At 71.0% G+C, this 17233-nt stretch carries 19 protein-coding genes; 8 read left to right on the top strand and 11 right to left on the bottom strand.

Features of this window, described 5'->3' with window-relative positions; all coding sequences use genetic code 11:
• Positions 1 to 153 precede the first annotated feature (153 nt).
• Positions 154 to 999 (bottom strand): hypothetical protein, encoded by an 846-nt coding sequence (locus tag ACWCP2_RS34440; RefSeq protein WP_450912509.1) that lies wholly within the window; start codon positions 997 to 999, stop codon positions 154 to 156.
• 199 nt (positions 1000 to 1198) lie between these two features.
• Between ACWCP2_RS34440 and ACWCP2_RS34445 the strand changes: the two genes are divergently transcribed.
• The 7 genes from ACWCP2_RS34445 to ACWCP2_RS34475 all read left to right on the top strand — a co-directional run bounded on the left by ACWCP2_RS34445 (position 1199) and on the right by ACWCP2_RS34475 (position 7690).
• Entirely contained in the window at positions 1199 to 1807 is a 609-nt protein-coding gene (locus ACWCP2_RS34445; protein ID WP_450912510.1) for a phosphatase PAP2 family protein, read from the top strand.
• A 72-nt stretch (positions 1808 to 1879) separates the two neighbouring features.
• Positions 1880 to 2809 (top strand): A/G-specific adenine glycosylase, encoded by a 930-nt coding sequence (locus ACWCP2_RS34450; RefSeq protein WP_450912511.1) that lies wholly within the window; start codon positions 1880 to 1882, stop codon positions 2807 to 2809.
• 190 nt (positions 2810 to 2999) lie between these two features.
• Entirely contained in the window at positions 3000 to 3560 is a 561-nt protein-coding gene (locus ACWCP2_RS34455) for a SigE family RNA polymerase sigma factor (RefSeq protein WP_389441882.1), read from the top strand.
• The gene (locus ACWCP2_RS34460; RefSeq protein ID WP_450912512.1) at positions 3548 to 4255 is read left to right on the top strand and encodes a hypothetical protein; all 708 of its coding nucleotides are present in this window, start codon (positions 3548 to 3550) and stop codon (positions 4253 to 4255) included. Before ACWCP2_RS34455 ends, ACWCP2_RS34460 begins: the two co-directional genes overlap by 13 nt.
• Before the next feature lie 32 nt (positions 4256 to 4287).
• The gene (cseB, locus tag ACWCP2_RS34465) at positions 4288 to 4992 is read left to right on the top strand and encodes a two-component system response regulator CseB (protein ID WP_450912513.1); all 705 of its coding nucleotides are present in this window, start codon (positions 4288 to 4290) and stop codon (positions 4990 to 4992) included.
• Between the two features lie 47 nt (positions 4993 to 5039).
• Positions 5040 to 6353, top strand: a complete 1314-nt coding sequence (gene cseC / locus ACWCP2_RS34470; protein WP_450912514.1) for a two-component system sensor histidine kinase CseC — start codon at positions 5040 to 5042, stop codon at positions 6351 to 6353.
• Between the two features lie 98 nt (positions 6354 to 6451).
• Positions 6452 to 7690 carry a LamG-like jellyroll fold domain-containing protein gene (locus ACWCP2_RS34475; protein WP_450912515.1) on the top strand — a complete coding sequence of 413 codons (1239 nt, stop codon included), beginning with the start codon at positions 6452 to 6454 and terminating at the stop codon, positions 7688 to 7690.
• Here ACWCP2_RS34475 and ACWCP2_RS34480 read toward each other — a convergent pair whose 3' ends face one another.
• Together ACWCP2_RS34480 and ACWCP2_RS34485 are read right to left on the bottom strand one after the other, a co-directional pair.
• The gene (locus ACWCP2_RS34480; protein WP_450912516.1) at positions 7691 to 8305 is read right to left on the bottom strand and encodes a M23 family metallopeptidase; all 615 of its coding nucleotides are present in this window, start codon (positions 8303 to 8305) and stop codon (positions 7691 to 7693) included. It lies immediately after the preceding gene.
• 474 nt (positions 8306 to 8779) lie between these two features.
• A complete protein-coding gene (locus tag ACWCP2_RS34485) occupies positions 8780 to 11305 on the bottom strand; it encodes an ATP-dependent Clp protease ATP-binding subunit (protein WP_274548907.1) in 2526 nt (841 codons plus the stop codon).
• Positions 11306 to 11792: 487 nt separating this feature from the next.
• Here ACWCP2_RS34485 and ACWCP2_RS34490 point away from each other — a divergent pair, with 487 nt between their 5' ends.
• Positions 11793 to 12446: an SCO3374 family protein gene (locus tag ACWCP2_RS34490; RefSeq protein WP_450912517.1), complete on the top strand. Its 654-nt coding sequence runs from the start codon at positions 11793 to 11795 to the stop codon at positions 12444 to 12446.
• Here the strand turns inward: ACWCP2_RS34490 and ACWCP2_RS34495 are convergent.
• The 8 genes from ACWCP2_RS34495 to nadC form a co-directional block, all read right to left on the bottom strand.
• Positions 12428 to 12766 (bottom strand): histone-like nucleoid-structuring protein Lsr2, encoded by a 339-nt coding sequence (locus ACWCP2_RS34495; protein ID WP_243339778.1) that lies wholly within the window; start codon positions 12764 to 12766, stop codon positions 12428 to 12430. The genes ACWCP2_RS34490 and ACWCP2_RS34495 overlap by 19 nt on opposite strands.
• 167 nt (positions 12767 to 12933) lie before the next feature.
• Complete coding sequence (locus ACWCP2_RS34500; RefSeq protein ID WP_450912518.1) at positions 12934 to 13464, bottom strand: amino-acid N-acetyltransferase; 531 nt, start codon at positions 13462 to 13464, stop codon at positions 12934 to 12936.
• 9 nt (positions 13465 to 13473) lie between these two features.
• Positions 13474 to 13947, bottom strand: coding sequence for a BlaI/MecI/CopY family transcriptional regulator (locus ACWCP2_RS34505; RefSeq protein ID WP_450912519.1), 474 nt, complete (start codon positions 13945 to 13947; stop codon positions 13474 to 13476).
• 111 nt (positions 13948 to 14058) lie between these two features.
• Entirely contained in the window at positions 14059 to 14232 is a 174-nt protein-coding gene (locus tag ACWCP2_RS34510) for a hypothetical protein (RefSeq protein WP_250752807.1), read from the bottom strand.
• Positions 14233 to 14246: 14 nt separating this feature from the next.
• Positions 14247 to 14894, bottom strand: a complete 648-nt coding sequence (locus ACWCP2_RS34515; protein WP_450912520.1) for a hypothetical protein — start codon at positions 14892 to 14894, stop codon at positions 14247 to 14249.
• 83 nt (positions 14895 to 14977) lie between these two features.
• On the bottom strand, positions 14978 to 15163 hold the full coding sequence (locus ACWCP2_RS34520) for a DUF397 domain-containing protein (RefSeq protein WP_450912521.1): 186 nt from the start codon (positions 15161 to 15163) through the stop codon (positions 14978 to 14980).
• 250 nt (positions 15164 to 15413) lie between these two features.
• Complete coding sequence (locus ACWCP2_RS34525) at positions 15414 to 16223, bottom strand: type III pantothenate kinase (RefSeq protein ID WP_327254296.1); 810 nt, start codon at positions 16221 to 16223, stop codon at positions 15414 to 15416.
• A gap of 3 nt (positions 16224 to 16226) precedes the next feature.
• Positions 16227 to 17231: a carboxylating nicotinate-nucleotide diphosphorylase gene (gene nadC / locus ACWCP2_RS34530; RefSeq protein ID WP_450912522.1), complete on the bottom strand. Its 1005-nt coding sequence runs from the start codon at positions 17229 to 17231 to the stop codon at positions 16227 to 16229.
• Positions 17232 to 17233: the final 2 nt, after the last annotated feature.

The following is a 17233-nucleotide window of genomic DNA, read 5'->3' on the forward strand; positions in this document are numbered from 1 at the left end:
CAGGTCCATCAGCACGTCCACGGGGCGGGCGCCCGGCCGGGCCTCCTCGTACGCGGTGTACGCCTGCTCCGCGCGGTTCGCCTTGCAGCGGTCCGGCCCCTCCGTCGTTCACCCACCCTGCTCCGGCTGTCCCGCCTGCTCCGGCTACTCCGGCTACTCCGGCTTCAGGACGAACGAGGTCCGGGCCACCGGCATCCCCGGCGACTTGACCTCGACCACGTACGTGTCCGCCGCCACCCCCGCCGGAGGCGACTGGCACTGGGTCGCCTCGCTGAAGTGGCGGTCCCACTCCAGGCCCTGCTTGGTCTCGCCCTGCGAGGGGACCCGGTAGAACACGTTGGCCGCGCCCGTCGGGCAGTCCGCCGAGGACCAGACCGGCTTGGCGTTGCTCGCCTGGGTGATCGTCAGCACCGCCTGCTTCGGGCCGAGATCGACCTTGCAGGTCGTGCCCGAGACATTGCGCGCGACGAGTTCCAGGCGCGGCTTCTCGCCCGCCTCGTACTCGTTCTTCACGCTCTTGACCTCCCACTGGAGGGCACTGGGCGCGCACGTGGGCACCGGCGAGTCGGCCGGGACCACCTGGCCCGCCGAGGAGCCGCCGGAGCCGCCCGCCCCGCCCTGGTCGGCGCCGCCGGGCTCCGCGCCCGGTTCGCCGTTCTTGCCCGTGCCGGGGCTCGCACCGGGGTCGGAGCCCGTGCCGGTGCCGGCGCTCGTACCGGAGCCGCCGGAGCCACCCGAGCCGCCCGAGCCCGACGACTCGTCCCGGCCGCCCGGGGCCTGACTGATCGCCGGACCGGAACCCGCGGGTCCGGGGGTGATTTGGGTGACGGGACCGGAGCCGCCCTGGCCCTTGCCGTTGGTACTCGACTTGCCCGCACCGGAACTGACGGTCCATACGGCGAGCATCGCGAGGAGCGCGGCAACGGACGCCAGCACGGCCCTCCGTCGCCAGTAGATGGAGGAGGGGAGCGGCCCGACCGGATTGCGCAGAGATCCCACGAACGGAACCTTACGAGAGTTCGGGGCGCGATCAGTGCCCACATGCCGCGCACACGGCTTGTTTTGCCGATGATCATCCTGCGGGGTGATCCGCCGTGCCGGAAACCGGCTCGTGGGGCGCGGGTGGAACGCGGGGGAACGCGGGGGAACGCGGGGGACTGATGAAGACGTTATTCCGATTTGGGTACCTTCAGTCACCATGGACAGCTCCGGCCTCTACCTCGACGTCACCGATTTCGCCCACTCGACCCCCGCCTGGGTGCAATCGGCGTTCGAGTTCTTCACCGAGTACGGGCTGCTCGTCTTCGGCGCCCTCTTCATAACCGTGTGGTGGCGTGCGCGCGGCGCCCGCGCCCCCCGCACGGTGGCGCTCGCGATACTCGCCCCCTTCGTCACCGCCCTGGCCTACGTCGCCTCCGAGCTGGTGAAGTCCACCGTCGACGAGGAGCGCCCCTGCCGGGCCGTGGCCGGGGCGGCGGCCTCGCTGATCACCTGCCCGGCCACCGGCGACTGGTCCTTCCCCAGCAATCACTCCACCATCGCGGGAGCGGCCGCCGTGGCGCTGGCGCTGGCCGTGCGCAAGCTGGTGCTGCTGACCGTTCCGCTGGCCCTGCTGATGGCCTTCTCCCGCGTCTTCGTCGGGGTCCACTACCCGCACGACGTGGCCATGGGCCTGCTGCTGGGCGCGAGCCTCGCCGCGCTCACCGCCCTCGCGCTCGCCGGCCCGGCGACCAGGGTCGTCGCCGCCGTGCGCACGAGCGGCGCCCGCACGGCCGTCCTGATCACCGGCCCGGACCCGGCCCGCTAGGACCGCCCGAACCGGGCGGCGGGGACCGGGACGACGCCCCCAGGCCCGAAACGTGCCAGGATGCCGTCTGCCATGACTGCAACCATTCCCACCACCGCGCTGCACACCCCCGTCATCGCGTGGTTCGAAGCACACGCCCGCGACCTGCCCTGGCGCCGCCCCGAGGCCGGCCCCTGGGGGGTGATGGTCAGCGAGTTCATGCTCCAGCAGACCCCCGTCAACCGGGTCCTGCCGGTCTACGAGCAGTGGCTCGCCCGCTGGCCCCGGCCCGCCGACCTCGCCGCCGACGCCCCCGGTGAGGCCGTCCGCGCCTGGGGCCGGCTCGGTTACCCGCGCCGGGCCCTGCGCCTGCACGGCGCGGCCGTCGCCATAACGGAGCGGCACGGGGGCGACGTACCGCGGGAGCACGCGCAGTTGCTGGCGCTGCCCGGGATCGGCGAGTACACGGCGGCCGCCGTGGCCTCCTTCGCGTACGGGCAGCGGCACGCGGTCCTCGACACCAACGTGCGCCGGGTCTTCGCGCGCACCACGACCGGGGTCGAGTACCCGCCGAACGCCACCACCGCCGCCGAGCGGCGCCTGGCGCGGGCCCTGCTGCCCGCGGACGAGGACACCGCGGCCCGCTGGGCGGCGGCCTCCATGGAGCTCGGGGCGCTGGTGTGCACGGCCAAGAGCCCGGACTGCGGGAGCTGTCCGGTGGCCGGGCTGTGCGCGTGGCGGCTGGCGGGCAAGCCCGCGCACGAGGGACCGCCGCGGCGCGGGCAGACGTACGCCGGGACCGACCGCCAGGTGCGCGGCAAGCTCCTCGCGGTGCTGCGCGAGGCGGTCGGCGCGGTGCCGCAGTCCCTCCTCGACACCGTCTGGGAGGAGCCCGTACAGCGGGCCCGCGCGCTCGACGGGCTGGTCTCGGACGGGCTCGTGGAGCCGCTGCCCGGCCTCATGTACCGGCTGCCGGCCGCCCCCGCCACGGCCACCGGGGACTCCGCGCGACCCACCCCCTGAGGCTGACTCAGAGATTCCGCTTGCGCCGGGAAAGTCTCGGAAACCCGCAGCTCACGGGCTCTGTTACATAACCTATGGGTGTCCGTGCGCCCACCGAAGGCTGACCCGCACAGGCCCGTGACAACGCCTCCGTACCGTCGAATCCGTAAGGCAGCGGTTCAGCGGTTGGTCGGAACGGAGGCGGTCTGAGATGGCGCACGGCGAGGTACTCGAATTCGAAGAGTACGTACGCACCCGGCAGGACGCGCTGCTGCGCAGTGCCCGTCGCCTGGTTCCGGACCCGACCGACGCCCAGGACCTCCTGCAGACCGCACTCGTGCGCACCTACGGCCGCTGGGACGGCATCGCCGACAAGTCCCTCGCCGACGCCTACCTGCGCCGTGTCATGATCAACACCCGTACCGAATGGTGGCGGGCCCGCAAGCTCGAAGAGGTTCCCACCGAGCAGCTCCCCGACGCCTCCGTCGAGGACGGCTCGGACCAGCGCGCCGACCGCGCCCTGCTCATGGACATCCTCAAGGTGCTCGCGCCCAAGCAGCGCAGTGTGGTGGTACTGCGACACTGGGAGCAGATGAGCACCGAGGAGACGGCCGCGGCGCTCGGCATGTCGGCGGGAACCGTGAAGAGCACTCTGCACCGCGCACTGGCCCGGCTCCGGCAGGAACTGGAGAGCCGGGACCTGGACCTGCGCGCGCTGGAGCGCGGTGACCACACCATCCGGTACGAGGGGCGTGAGCGGTGCGCGGCCTGATTGGCCCAAGACTGAGCGGCAAGAGCTCGGTGGTCCTGATGTCGGCGGGGACGGTCGTCCTCGTCGGCACCGTGCTGTTCGCGGTCGGCTGCTCGACGGGGGGTACGGGGCTGCGCGACGGCGGCCCGGCCCGTACCGAGTCGGTCGCCAAGACCGGCCCCCCCTCCTCGGCGCAGGCCGGCCACGACGCGGGCGCCTCCACCGCGCTCGTCCCCCAGGCCTCCGGGAAGCCAGCCGCCAAGGTCGACCCGATCGCCCTGATCAAGGCCGACCCCAAGATCAGCGCCGAGACCAAGCGGGACCTGAAGCCCTGCTCGGGCAAGGAGTACCCGGTGGACGTCAGCTACGGGAAGGTCACCGGCGGGCCGGAGGTCGACATCGTGGTCAACGTCCTGTCCTGCGCCGACGCGCTGGGCCGCGGTTCGTTCGTGTACCGGGCGGACGGGACCTCGTACGAGAATGTCTTCTCGGACGAGCAGCCGCCCGTCTACGCCGAGATCGACCGGGGCGATCTGGTCGTCACCAAGCCGGTCTACGGGAAGAGCGACGCGCTCTCCTACCCCTCGGGCGAGGACCTGATCACGTACCGCTGGAACGGCGAGCGGTTCACCGAGCAGGACCGGGTGCACACCGACTACAGCAACGTGGTCGACGGCGGGACGCTTCCCGCCCCGGCAGTGAGCCCGAAGAACTGAGCAACGAGTACCGAGGCGAGGCGAGACTCCCCATGGCCGAGACCCATGTGCTGTTCGTGGAGGACGACGACGTCATCCGTGAGGCCACGACCCTGGCGCTGGAACGCGACGGGTTCGTGGTCACGGCCATGCCCGACGGACTGTCCGGCCTGGAGTCCTTCCGCGCGGACCGCCCCGACATCGCGCTGCTCGACGTGATGGTGCCCGGGATGGACGGCGTGAGCCTGTGCCGCCGCATCCGTGACGAGTCCACCGTTCCCGTCATCATGCTGTCGGCGCGCGCCGACTCCATCGACGTGGTCCTGGGCCTGGAGGCCGGCGCCGACGACTACGTCACCAAGCCCTTCGACGGCTCCGTCCTCGTCGCCCGCATCCGCGCGGTCCTGCGCCGCTTCGGCCACGCGGGCGGCCCGCAGGGCGGCGGGACCGAGGAGGACGGCTCCGGCGAGCGCGGGGTACTGCTCTTCGGCGACCTGGAGGTCGACACGGAGGGCATGGAGGTGCGCAAGGCGGGCGCCTCGGTGGCACTGACCCCCACCGAGATGCGGCTGCTCCTGGAATTCTCCGGCTCACCCGGCACCGTGCTCTCGCGCGACCGGCTGCTGGAGCGGGTCTGGGACTACGACTGGGGCGGCGACACCCGCGTCGTGGACGTCCACGTCCAGCGGCTGCGCACCAAGATCGGGCAGGACCGGATCGAGACCGTCCGGGGATTCGGATACAAGCTCAAGGCCTGATGCCTTGAGGGGACGAGCACGGGGGACGAGCGCGGGATGACATCTGAATGAAGCGGTTCACCCTGCGGACCGGGATCCGCTGGAAGATCACGCTCGCCATCGCGTCCGTGGGCGCGCTGACCGCCATCGCACTGAGCCTGGTGGTGCACAGTGCTGCCCGCGTCTCGATGCTGGAGAGCGCGCGCGAAGTGCAGCTCGACCGGGTGCAGTTCATCTCCCGCAACGCCGAGGCCGGCCGCAAGCCGCCCATGGGCGCCAAGCTCAACGACCCGGACCTGCCCGGTGAGCTGCGCGAGAAGGCCCGCTCGGGACGGCGCGGCACCTACATCCAGGACAACCCGCGCGGGCTCCCCGAAGTGTGGGCGGCCGTACCGCTCGGCAACGGGCAGGTGCTGTCGCTCCACACCCAGTTCCGGGAGAGCGCCAACATGGTGCGCGACCTGGACCGGGCGCTGGTCGTCGGCTCCCTGGCCGTGGTGGTCGGCGGCTCCGCGCTCGGCGTGCTGATCGGCGGCCAGATCTCGCGCCGCCTGCGCAAGGCCGCGGCCGCGGCGCAGCGCGTGGCCCACGGGGATCCCGAGGTACGGGTGCGGGACGCGGTCGGGGGCGTCGTACGCGACGAGACCGACGACCTCGCCCGGGCGGTCGACGCGATGGCGGACGCGCTCCAGCAGCGGCTGGAGGCGGAGCGGCGGGTGACCGCCGACATCGCGCACGAACTGCGCACCCCGGTGACGGGCCTGCTCACCGCCGCGGAGCTGCTGCCGCCCGGCCGGCCGACCGAGCTCGTACGGGACCGGGCGCAGGCACTGCGCGCACTGGTCGAGGACGTCCTGGAGGTGGCCCGCCTGGACAGCGCGTCCGAGCGGGCGGAGCTCCAGGAGGTGGCGCTGGGCGAGTTCGTCAGCCGCCGGGTCACCTCGCTGATGCCGGAGGCGAGCGTACGGATCGTCGCGGACGAGATCGTCAGCACCGATCCGCGCCGCCTGGAGCGGATCCTCGGCAACCTCCTCGCGAACGCCGCGCGGTACGGGCGGGCGCCGGTCCAGGTCGATGTCGAAGGCCGGGTCGTACGGGTCCGGGACCACGGGCCGGGCTTCCCCGAGGCCCTGCTCCGCGAGGGTCCGAGCCGCTTCCGCACCGGGTCCACGGACCGGGCCGGGGTGGGGCACGGGCTGGGGCTGACCATCGCGGAGGGGCAGGCGCGGGTGCTGGGCGCCCGGCTGACGTTCCGCAACGTGGCCGCGCCCGGCGGCTTCGACCACGGCGGGGCGGCCGCGGGGGCGGTGGCGGTGCTGTGGCTGCCGGAACACGCGCCGACGGCGACGGGGAGCTTCCCGATCCTGCGCCGGGAGGACTGAGCGGGAGCGGGGCGGTGGCGCGATCGGGGCCGGGATCGGTGTCGTATCGCGACCATCGGCTGTTCGATTGAGGACGCCGATGTTTTAGCATCCGAACCATGACTGACGGTACGGATCGCCCGCACAGCCCCCAGCCAGAGCCCACCCCGGAGGGCGGCGGCTACGGGTTCCCGCCGGGGATACCCGCGCCGGACGGCTACGGGTTCCCGCCCGCCGCTCCCGACCGGCCCGCGTCGGGTGACGGCCACGGCTACGGATACCCGCGGGAGGGCGGCTACGGATACCCGCAGCCGGGCGGTTACGGCTACCCGCCGGGCCCGCCGGTGTCCGGCACCTTCGGCCCGCCGATGCCGTTCGACGAGGAGCCCGGCCCTTCCGGCCCCGGCCCGCACCTGCCGCCCGTGGCCTTCGGCGGCGATCAGCCCGACTGGGAGGCCATGGCCGACCGGTCGGCCGCCGAGCGGCGCAAGAAGCGGCTGTGGATGGTGGGCGGGGCGGTGACCGTCCTGCTGCTGCTCGCCGGAGGCGGAACGTTCGTGCTGCTGCGGGACGGCAAGCCGGGCGCGCACGACGTGGCCGACAACGCCCCGTCCTCCTCCCCGTCCCCCTCGGCGTCCGGGTCGCCCGAGCCCGACGCCTCCCCCTCGAAGACCTACTCCCCCACCGTGTCGAGCGATGTCTCCCTGCTCCGGGACGGCAACGGCAAGACCAGCATCCGCATGGGCCCCGAGGCCACGGTGCCCAAGGTGAAGACGCGCTACGAGCTCACGTTCAGGGGCAATCCGAGCTCGTACGCCCAGGCCACCGAGCCGGCCGTGGACACGACCAAGAGCTTCACCCTGACGGCCCGCGTCAACAACGCCTCCACGGCGAAGGGCGCGCACGTCGTGATGAGCCAGGGCACCGGGGAGGCGTTCTCCATCGAGCTGGGTGCCGACGAGGTGGCCGGCAAGCAGGCGTGGGTGTTCCGCGTACGGACCACGGAGAAAACCGAGACGCCCACGGTCGTGACGGTCTCCTCCGTGGGGAGGAAGACGGTCAAGACGTGGGCGGTGCTGACGGCCGTGTACGACGCCGAGAAGAAGATGATCTCGCTCTACGTGGAGGGCAAGAAGGCCGGCGAGGCCGCGGTTCCGGGGATCTGGCAGAACTCCGGTCCCCTGCAGCTCGGCCGGGCCCGCCAGGCGAACGCCTGGGCCGGTGCGTTCAAGGGGTCGATGAACCAGATCCGGACCTACGAATCCGCCTTCACCGCGGAGCAGGCCGCCGCCCATCGCAAGGGCCAGCTGGACGCCGCGGCGCGCGCCACCACGACCCACTCCTGGGTGACCGGCTGATCAGACGGTGACGCCGACCGTGCGCAGGAAGGACACCGGGTTCACGGCCGAGCCGTAGTTCGGGGTGGTCCGGATCTCGAAGTGCAGGTGCGGGCCGCTCGAGTTGCCGGTGTTGCCGGAGAGGGCGATCTGCTTGCCCTTGGCGACCTTCTGGCCGATCTTGACCTGGATCTTCGAGAGGTGCGCGTACTGGGAGTACGTGTTGTTCGCGTGCTTGATCACGATGGCGTTGCCGTAGGCCGGGCCGTCGCCGCCGCCGTTGGGGCCGGCCTTGACCACGGTGCCCGCGGACACGGCGTCCACCGGGGTGCCGACGGGGACGGCGAAGTCCTGGCCGGAGTGCTTGTGCGACCACATGGTGCCGCCCTTGCCGAAGGTCGCGGAGAGCGTGTACTTCGACACCGGCTTCTCCCACAGGGAGGCCTGGGCCTTGAGGGCCGCGCTCTGGGCGGCGGCCTGCTCGGCGACGAGCTGGACCGTGCCGGTCAGCTCGGCCTGGGGCACCTCGTCGGCGAAGGCCGCGCTCGTCCCTGCCCCGAGAGCCAGGGCCGCGCCGAGGGCGGTGGTGCCGATGGCGATACGGGTACGACGGGTGCTGACGCGCTTCGCGGACATGAAGGAAACCTCCGGGCCGGGGACGGGGACGGTGCTGCGGGGTACTGCGGAGGCTGCGGGGGCCCGCAGCGTGCTCGTGGCAAGAAAGGACCCGGTGCGCCGAGCGGGCACCGGGCTTGCTTGCTCATCCTTGGTAACCCGGGCACCCCGGCTTCCCCAAACCTCCCCGTTACTACCCGGGATCGTAGATGCAGAGGGGGCTGTCAGGCCTGTTGACCGCCTCCCCACTGGCCCAACGGTGGGGCAAATCGGACATCGATCTCTACGAATGCTCCTAGTAGGTCCGATTTGCCCTGTGCGGCTTGTCACCGGCGCGGGACCTCCGGCCGAACCCCGGCGGGACCAAAGCCCTGCGACCGGCATCACACCGGAACCACGCTCCGGCGCGCGGATCCGCCGGGCACGGCAAAGGGGCGGCCCCGGGACCTTTCGGTCCCGGGGCCGCCCCTTCGTACCGCTCGGAGCGGCTAGCGCTTACGCACCCTTGGTGAGGTCCGGGCCGGAGCCCGACGCCTCGATGGGGGGAAGGTCCGAGATCGGAGTCTTCTCCTCACCGCGGAAGGTGAACTTGGCTTCGTCGCCCTCACCCTCCTTGCCGACGACCACGATGTGACCGGGGCGCAGCTCGCCGAAGAGGATCTTCTCCGAGAGCACGTCCTCGATCTCGCGCTGGATCGTGCGGCGCAGCGGGCGGGCACCCATGATCGGGTCGTAGCCGCGCTTGGCCAGCAGTGCCTTCGCTTCCGTGCTGAGCTCGATGCCCATGTCACGGTCCTTCAGGCGGTCGTCGACCTTGGCGATCATCAGGTCGACGATCTGGACGATGTCTTCCTCGGTGAGCTGGTGGAAGACGACCGTGTCGTCGACACGGTTGAGGAACTCGGGCCGGAAGTGCTGCTTGAGCTCTTCGTTGACCTTCGCCTTCATCCGGTCGTATCCGGTCTTGGTGTCTCCCTGGGCCGCGAAGCCGAGGTTGAAGCCCTTCGAGATGTCCCGGGTACCCAGGTTGGTCGTCATGATGATGACCGTGTTCTTGAAGTCCACGACCCGGCCCTGGGAGTCGGTCAGGCGACCGTCTTCCAGGATCTGGAGAAGGGAATTGAAGATATCCGGGTGGGCCTTCTCGACCTCGTCGAAGAGGACGACGGAGAACGGCTTCCGGCGGACCTTCTCGGTCAGCTGGCCGCCCTCTTCGTAGCCCACGTAGCCGGGGGGCGAACCGAAGAGACGGGAAACCGTGTGCTTCTCGCTGAACTCCGACATGTCGAGGGAGATCAGCGCGTCCTCGTCGCCGAAGAGGAATTCGGCGAGCGTCTTGGAGAGCTCGGTCTTACCGACGCCGGACGGGCCGGCGAAGATGAACGAGCCACCGGGACGCTTCGGGTCCTTCAGACCCGCACGGGTACGGCGGATCGCCTGGGAGAGCGCCTTGATGGCGTCCTTCTGGCCGATGACGCGACGGTGGAGCTCGTCCTCCATGCGCAGGAGCCGCGAGGACTCCTCCTCGGTCAGCTTGAACACCGGAATGCCGGTCGCGGTCGCCAGGACTTCGGCGATGAGCTCGCCGTCGACCTCGGCGACGACGTCCATGTCGCCGGCCTTCCATTCCTTCTCGCGCTTGGCCTTCGCCGCCAGCAGCTGCTTCTCCGAATCACGGAGGGAAGCCGCCTTCTCGAAGTCCTGGGAGTCGATGGCCGACTCCTTGTCGCGACGCACGTTCGCGATCTTCTCGTCGAACTCGCGGAGGTCCGGCGGCGCGGTCATCCGGCGGATGCGCATCCGGGAGCCGGCCTCGTCGATCAGGTCGATCGCCTTGTCCGGGAGGAAGCGGTCCGAGATGTACCGGTCGGCCAGGGTGGCCGCCTGCACGAGGGCCTCGTCCGTGATGGAGACGCGGTGGTGGGCCTCGTAGCGGTCGCGCAGGCCCTTGAGGATCTCGATGGTGTGCTGGAGGGAAGGCTCCGCCACCTGGATCGGCTGGAAGCGCCGCTCGAGAGCGGCGTCCTTCTCGAGGTGCTTGCGGTACTCGTCCAGCGTCGTGGCACCGATGGTCTGGAGCTCACCACGGGCCAGCATGGGCTTCAGGATGCTGGCGGCGTCGATCGCGCCCTCGGCGGCACCCGCACCCACGAGGGTGTGGAGCTCGTCGATGAACAGGATGATGTCGCCGCGGGTGCGGATCTCCTTGAGCACCTTCTTGAGGCGCTCCTCGAAGTCACCGCGGTAGCGGGAACCGGCGACCAGGGCACCCAGGTCAAGCGTGTAGAGGTGCTTGTCCTTGAGGGTCTCGGGAACCTCGCCCTTGACGATCGCCTGGGCCAGGCCCTCGACGACGGCGGTCTTGCCGACGCCGGGCTCGCCGATGAGGACCGGGTTGTTCTTGGTCCGGCGGGAGAGCACCTGCATGACCCGCTCGATCTCCTTCTCGCGCCCGATGACCGGGTCGAGCTTGGATTCGCGAGCGGCCTGCGTGAGGTTGCGGCCGAACTGGTCCAGGACGAGCGAGGTCGAGGGCGTGCCCTCGGCCGGGCCGCCGGCCGTGGCCGACTCCTTGCCTCCGCCGGAGTAGCCGGAGAGCAGCTGGATGACCTGCTGCCGGACTCGGTTGAGATCGGCGCCCAGCTTCACCAGGACCTGGGCGGCGACGCCCTCGCCCTCGCGAATGAGGCCGAGCAGGATGTGCTCGGTGCCGATGTAGTTGTGGCCGAGCTGGAGGGCCTCTCGGAGCGAAAGCTCCAGGACCTTCTTCGCCCGCGGGGTGAAGGGGATGTGGCCGGAAGGGGCCTGCTGCCCCTGTCCGATGATCTCCTCAACCTGCTGGCGAACAGCCTCGAGCGAAATCCCGAGGCTCTCCAGGGCCTTAGCGGCGACACCCTCACCCTCGTGGATCAAGCCCAGGAGGATGTGCTCGGTGCCGATGTAGTTGTGGTTGAGCATCCGGGCTTCTTCCTGAGCCAGGACGACAACCCGCCGCGCGCGGTCGGTGAACCTCTCGAACATCGTTTATCGCTCCTCAGAGCGGTCGGGCAGTTCGGGGTCGGTCCCCGCCCTGTCCTTCCGCATGCTAGTCCCGCGGGGCGGGACAGCTCATTCCAACTGCCGACATCCGTCCGCGGCTCACCCTCACGTCCGTGGGAAAACCCGGCTGTAAGTGCCGACAACTGCTCCAACCCGATGGTGCGAGACGATGTTCCCGCAGGCCAGGCAGATACCCGTCACACGTGTACGCCGATGGCGAACGGAAGCCGGTCTCGGACCCTGCAAATCAGCGTGTCGCCCCGATCCACTAGGAATGTCTTACCCGCAAGAGCGGACGGTGCACGCCGGTGGACGACTCTTCCCTCCGCTACGGGCGAACACGTTCCCGTCCCGAATGTGAGACTCCGCCCCACCGGACGTTTACGTTCCGCATTGGTTCGCGTGCTCTGCGTCACATCACGCGGTCCCTCCCGCGTAACTCCGGAGCGATTCCGCAGTTGCTCCGGACATGGCCCTCACCGCGCCGCCCGTCACCGTCCCGCTGCCCCGCGTTCCGGCCGGGGCGGCCGAAGCGGCCGAAGCACTCGCGTCCTGGTACGAACGCGTGCTCGGCTGGCCCGTGGCCGGCGGTCCGCCCGCGCAGCTCGTGACCGGGGTGCGGTTCGACGTACTGGAGCTGCCGGCCGATGCCGGCGCCGCGGTCCTGCGGGGCGCCTGCCGCGCCGCCACGGGTCCCGTGGCGCTCATGGGGCGCAGGATGCGGTTCCTGGTGGCCCCGGGGAGCGCCGACGAGCTGGAGGGGCTGCTCGACTGGCTGGAGTGGGGCGGGGTGGCCCTGGATCTCGCCGCCCTGGGTGCGGGTGGCCGGATCACCGCTCCGGCGCCTCCGGGACACCTGGTGGGGCCCGGGGAAAGCCCTCAGGGGGCCGCCGTGTGGCTGCGGCCCCCCGAGCAGGGGTGCGAGGCACTGCTGCCCGCCCTGCCCGCTGCGGGGCAGGGCTCCGGGCCCGGACGTGGCGGGGACGCCACCGGGCCCGGTCTCGTACGCCTCGTCGCGGCGGCGGCGACCCAATGCCACCGGGCGCGGCTGCGGCGACGTACGGCCTCTGCGCATGGCATCGGCACCGCGGATCCGGCCGGAGGTCAGCCGCGGTTCTCGTAGGCCTCGCGGATGTCCTGCGGGACGCGGCCGCGATCGTTGACGCTCATGCCCTGGGCCTTGGCCCACGCGCGGATCTCGGCCGTGTCCGGGTTGCCGGACGTCGCGGCGGCGCGGCCGCCCTTGGTACGGCCCGCCGCGGCACGGCCACCGGTACGGCGACCGCCCTTGGTGAACGGGTCGAGGAGGCCGCGGAGCTTTTCAGCGTTGGCGGTGGTGAGGTCGATCTCGTAGGTCTTGCCATCCAGAGCGAACGTCACCGTCTCGTCCGCCTCGCCGCCGTCGAGGTCGTCGACAAGAAGGACCTGAACCTTCTGTGCCACCGGGATTTCCTTTCATCGAAAAGCAGTACGCGGAAAGGAAACCGCTTTTGCCTGGAAAACACAAACCCCCCGTCACGGGTTCGGGTCCGCAACGGGTCGGGAAACGTGCGCGATTCGGACATAGGCCACGGAGCCGGGGGCTCCCGTGAAATCCCCGCGGTGATCGATCAGAGGTGCAGAAGCATCCGGCTGTTGCCCAAGGTGTTCGGCTTCACTCGTTCGAGACCGAGGAACTCCGCGACACCCTCGTCATAGGAACGCAGGAGCTCCATGTACACATCGGTCTCGACCGGGGTCTCCCCGATCTCGGTGAAGCCGTGCTTCGCGAAGAAGTCCACTTCGAAGGTCAGGCAGAAAACCCGGCTGACACCTACCCTGCGGGCGGTCTCCAGCAACTTGTCGAGCACCAGATGTCCGACTCCCCCGCCCTTCAAGTCGCGGTCGACGGCAAGAGTGCGCACTTCGGCCAGGTCTTCCCACATCACGTGGAGCGCACCGCAGCCGACCACCTGGCCGTCCGAGTCGCGTTCCGCGACCCAGAACTCCTGGATGTCCTCATAAAGGACGACCGGCGCTTTGTCCAGCAGGATCCGCTGCTGAACGTACTGGTCGAGCAGGCGGCGCAGCGCGGGAACATCGCCGGTGCGTGCGCGGCGGATCGTCACTGATTTTGCATGTGCAGCGGAAAACTCACCCATGCCCGGACGTTATCGCCCCGGCTCGGTGTCCGGCGCCGCGGAGTCGTCTTCGGCATCGGGCGGCGGCGCCGGGGAGTCGGCGGACCGGGCGGGCCCTTCGGGTTCCTGGGAGGCTTCGGGCTGTGCCGGCTGCACGATGCGTACGGCGTCCCTGAGTGCCTCGCGCTGTTCCGCCGACATCATGCCGAAGAAGGCCACGAGGGCGGCGGCGGGGTTGTCGCTCGTCGACCAGGCTTCGTTCATCAGTGCGGCCGAGTAAGCGGCCCGGGTGGAGACCGCCGTATATCGATAGGCGCGGCCTTCCGCTTCGCGCCGGACCCAGCCCTTCTGATGAAGATTGTCCATAACGGTCATGACCGTGGTGTACGCGATGGACCGTTCCTGCTGCAGGTCTTCCAGGACTTCGCGAACGGTGACCGGGCGGTTCCACTGCCACACCCGCGTCATGACTGCGTCTTCGAGTTCTCCCAAGGGGCGAGGCACAGCAGCACGATAGTGCGGGTTGTGGTGAATTGCGCGGCTATCCGGGCGGCAAGGCGCAACAAAATCGGGCGCACGGCCCGGAGGCCGTACGCCCGTCCCCCTGCGCGGGGGCTACTTCTGCGGCTGGGACTGCTGGGCGGCCTCGGCGCGGGCGAGCACGGCGTCGACGGCCGCGTCCTCCTTGGCCTTGTTGGCGCCGCCCTGGCTCTTCACGATCGTCACGACGAGCGCGATGAAGAACACGGCCATCACGAAGGGGGGCACGAGCGCGGAAACGTAGTCCATGCCCCACAGACTAGCTACCCGACCGCGCGCCCGGCCTCCGGGGGCGGGGTCGGCTTGCGGCGCGGCGGGAAGACCTCGCCCGGGGTCGGGATGGGGCGGGACGGGGCCTCGGGGCGCGGCTCGGGCTTCGGGCGCGCGGGGTCGTTCTCCTTGCCGGTGCCGTCCTTGCCGGTGCCCTTGTCCGCGGCGTGCGCGGCCGTGCCGCGGGTGTCGGTGCCGCCCGCGAGGGTCAGCAGCCGGGTGCGCGGGGCGGGCGCCGTGGAGAGCCTGCGGCGTACGGAGCGCTCCGCGATCGTCTGGGCCCGCTCCAGCAGCGCGCCGGCGACCGGGTTGGCGCGCAGCGCCCGCAGGGCCGCCAGATCGTCCGGTACGGGCTCGTAGCCGGCGGCGAGGGCGTCCTGCAGCAGCTCCAGGTAGCCGGAGAGGCTGCCGGGCAGGGCGGCTCTGTACCGCGCCAGGTCGGCGAGGAGGAAGGCTCTGAGTCTCCCCGCCTCCTGGACCGCGTCGTCCACCGACGCCGCGAGGCGCAGGCAGTCCTGGACCTCGGCGGCCGTCAGAGGGGCCGTCGAGGACTGAAGGGCGTGAGCGAGCGAGCGCCTGAGCACGTGAAGCTCATCGGCGCCGAACGCCATGCCGCCGCGGGATCCGTAGGGCGTGGGCATGGGCCGAAGATACGCGCTAATCGGACAAAATCCCTTGAGTGGACACGTTCAGGGCGCGTGTCGGGCGCCCGTGGGTGAGGGCCCTAGTCCGACTGCTTCACCACGCGCAGGAAGTCCGCCCAGGCGGCCTGGGTGGTGGCGAGGACCAGGTGGGCCGGGTCGGCGCGGTCCGCCACGCGGACCAGGGTGCCGGGGGCGGCACTGACGTACACGCAGGTGTCCCCCTCGCCGCAGAACGAGGACTTCTGCCAGGCGGGCCGAGCGGTCATGGCGTCTCCTCCGGTCACAGGCGCTGTGGCGCCGCGGACGGGCTCCCGGAACATCTCGTGGGGCACGTTATCCCCGCGGTGGCCGTGGTCCGGCCATTTCCGGGGAAATTGTCATGGCGGGCGTCAGGACGAGGTAAGGGCCGGGCGCGAGGACGGCCCCCGGCCTCCGGGAGGGGAGGGCGGGGGCCGTCGGGGGCCGGTCGGCTCGGCTCAGTGCCGGCTCGGCTCGGTCTGGGTCTCGGACTCGGCCTCAGCCGAAGGCGGGCGCGTTGCGCTCGTAGACCAGCCGGAGGCCGATCAGGGTGAGCCAGGGCTCGTGGTCGTCGATGGCCTCGGCCTCGCCCAGGACGATCGGGGCCAGGCCGCCCGTGGCGATGACGCGGACGTCGTCCGGGACCCCGTTCGGGCCGGCCAGTTCCTTGGCCATGCGGCCCACGATCCCGTCGACCTGGCCCGCGAACCCGTAGACCACGCCCGACTGCATCGCCTCGACCGTGGACTTGCCGATGACGTTGCGCGGGCGGGCCAGCTCGATCTTGCGGAGCTGGGCGCCCCGGACGCCGAGGGCCTCCATGGAGATCTCGATGCCCGGGGAGATGACCCCGCCGACGTACTCGCCCTTGGCGGAGACCGCGTCGAAGGTGGTCGCCGTACCGAAGTCGACGACGATCGCGGGGCCGCCGTAGAGCTCGGCGGCGGCGACCGCGTTGACGATGCGGTCCGCGCCGACCTCCTTCGGGTTGTCCATCAGGATCGGCACGCCCGTCTTCGTACCGGGCTCCACGATCACCGCCGGCACGTCGCCGTAGTAGCGGCGGGTCACCTCGCGGAGCTCGTGCAGCACCGCCGGCACCGTCGAGCAGATCGCGATGCCGTGGATGCCGTCGCCCAGTTCGTTGCCGAGCATCGGGTGCATGCCCATCAGGCCCTGCATCAGCACGGCCATCTCGTCGGCCGTGCGGCGCGGGTCGGTCGAGACGCGCCAGTGCTCGACGATCTCGTCACCGTCGAACAGGCCAAGAACCGTATGGGAGTTGCCCACGTCGATGGTGAGGAGCATCGGTTACACCGCCTCGCGCAGATCGAGGCCGATGTCCAGGATCGGGGAGGAGTGGGTCAGCGCCCCGACCGCGAGGAAGTCGACGCCGGTCTCGGCGTAGGCGCGGGCGGTGTCCAGGGTGAGGCGGCCCGAGGACTCCAGGGTGGCGCGGCCGGCCACCAGGGCGACGGCCTTCGCGGTCTGCTCCACGGTGAAGTTGTCGAGCAGGATCAGGTCGGCCCCGGCCTCCAGGACCTCGCCGACCTGCTCCAGGGTGTCGACCTCGACCTCGATCGGGACCTCCGGGAAGGCCTCCCGCACGGCGGTGAAGGCCTGGACGACCCCGCCGGCCGCGACCACGTGGTTGTCCTTGACCAGCGCCGCGTCCGACAGCGACATCCGGTGGTTGACCCCGCCGCCGCAGCGGACCGCGTACTTCTCCAGGGAGCGCAGGCCCGGGGTGGTCTTGCGGGTGTCGCGGACCTTGGCGCCGGTGCCCTCCAGGACCTCGGCCCAGCGGCGGGTGGCCGTCGCGACGCCCGACAGGCGGCACACGATGTTGAGGGCGCTGCGCTCGGCGGTCAGCAGGTCCCGGGTGCGCGAGCGCACCGACAGGAGCACGTCGCCGGCCTTGACGCTGTCGCCGTCCTCCGCGTGCCGCTCGACCTCGAAGGACTCGGTGCAGACGACCGAGAAGACGGCCTCGGCGATGCGCAGCCCGGCCACGACGCCGTCCTCGCGGGCGACGAAGTCGGCGATCGCCTCGGCCTCTTCGGGGACCGTGGCGACGGTGGTGACGTCGACCCCGCCGTCGAGGTCCTCGGAGAGGGCCATGTGCGCGATGTCCTCGACCTCGATGGGGTCCAGGCCGGCTTCCTCCAGCAGTTCGGCGAGGGCCGGGTCGAGGCCGGACTCCTCGCCTTCGCCGCAGGCGCAGTCGTCGCCGCAGCCGCCCGCTTCGCTCTGGCCGACGAGGGGGAGCTCGGCGTGCTCGTGCTCGTGGTTGTGGTCGTGCTCGTGCGTGCTCACGG

It is taken from the genome of Streptomyces sp. NPDC002104, assembly GCF_053593795.1.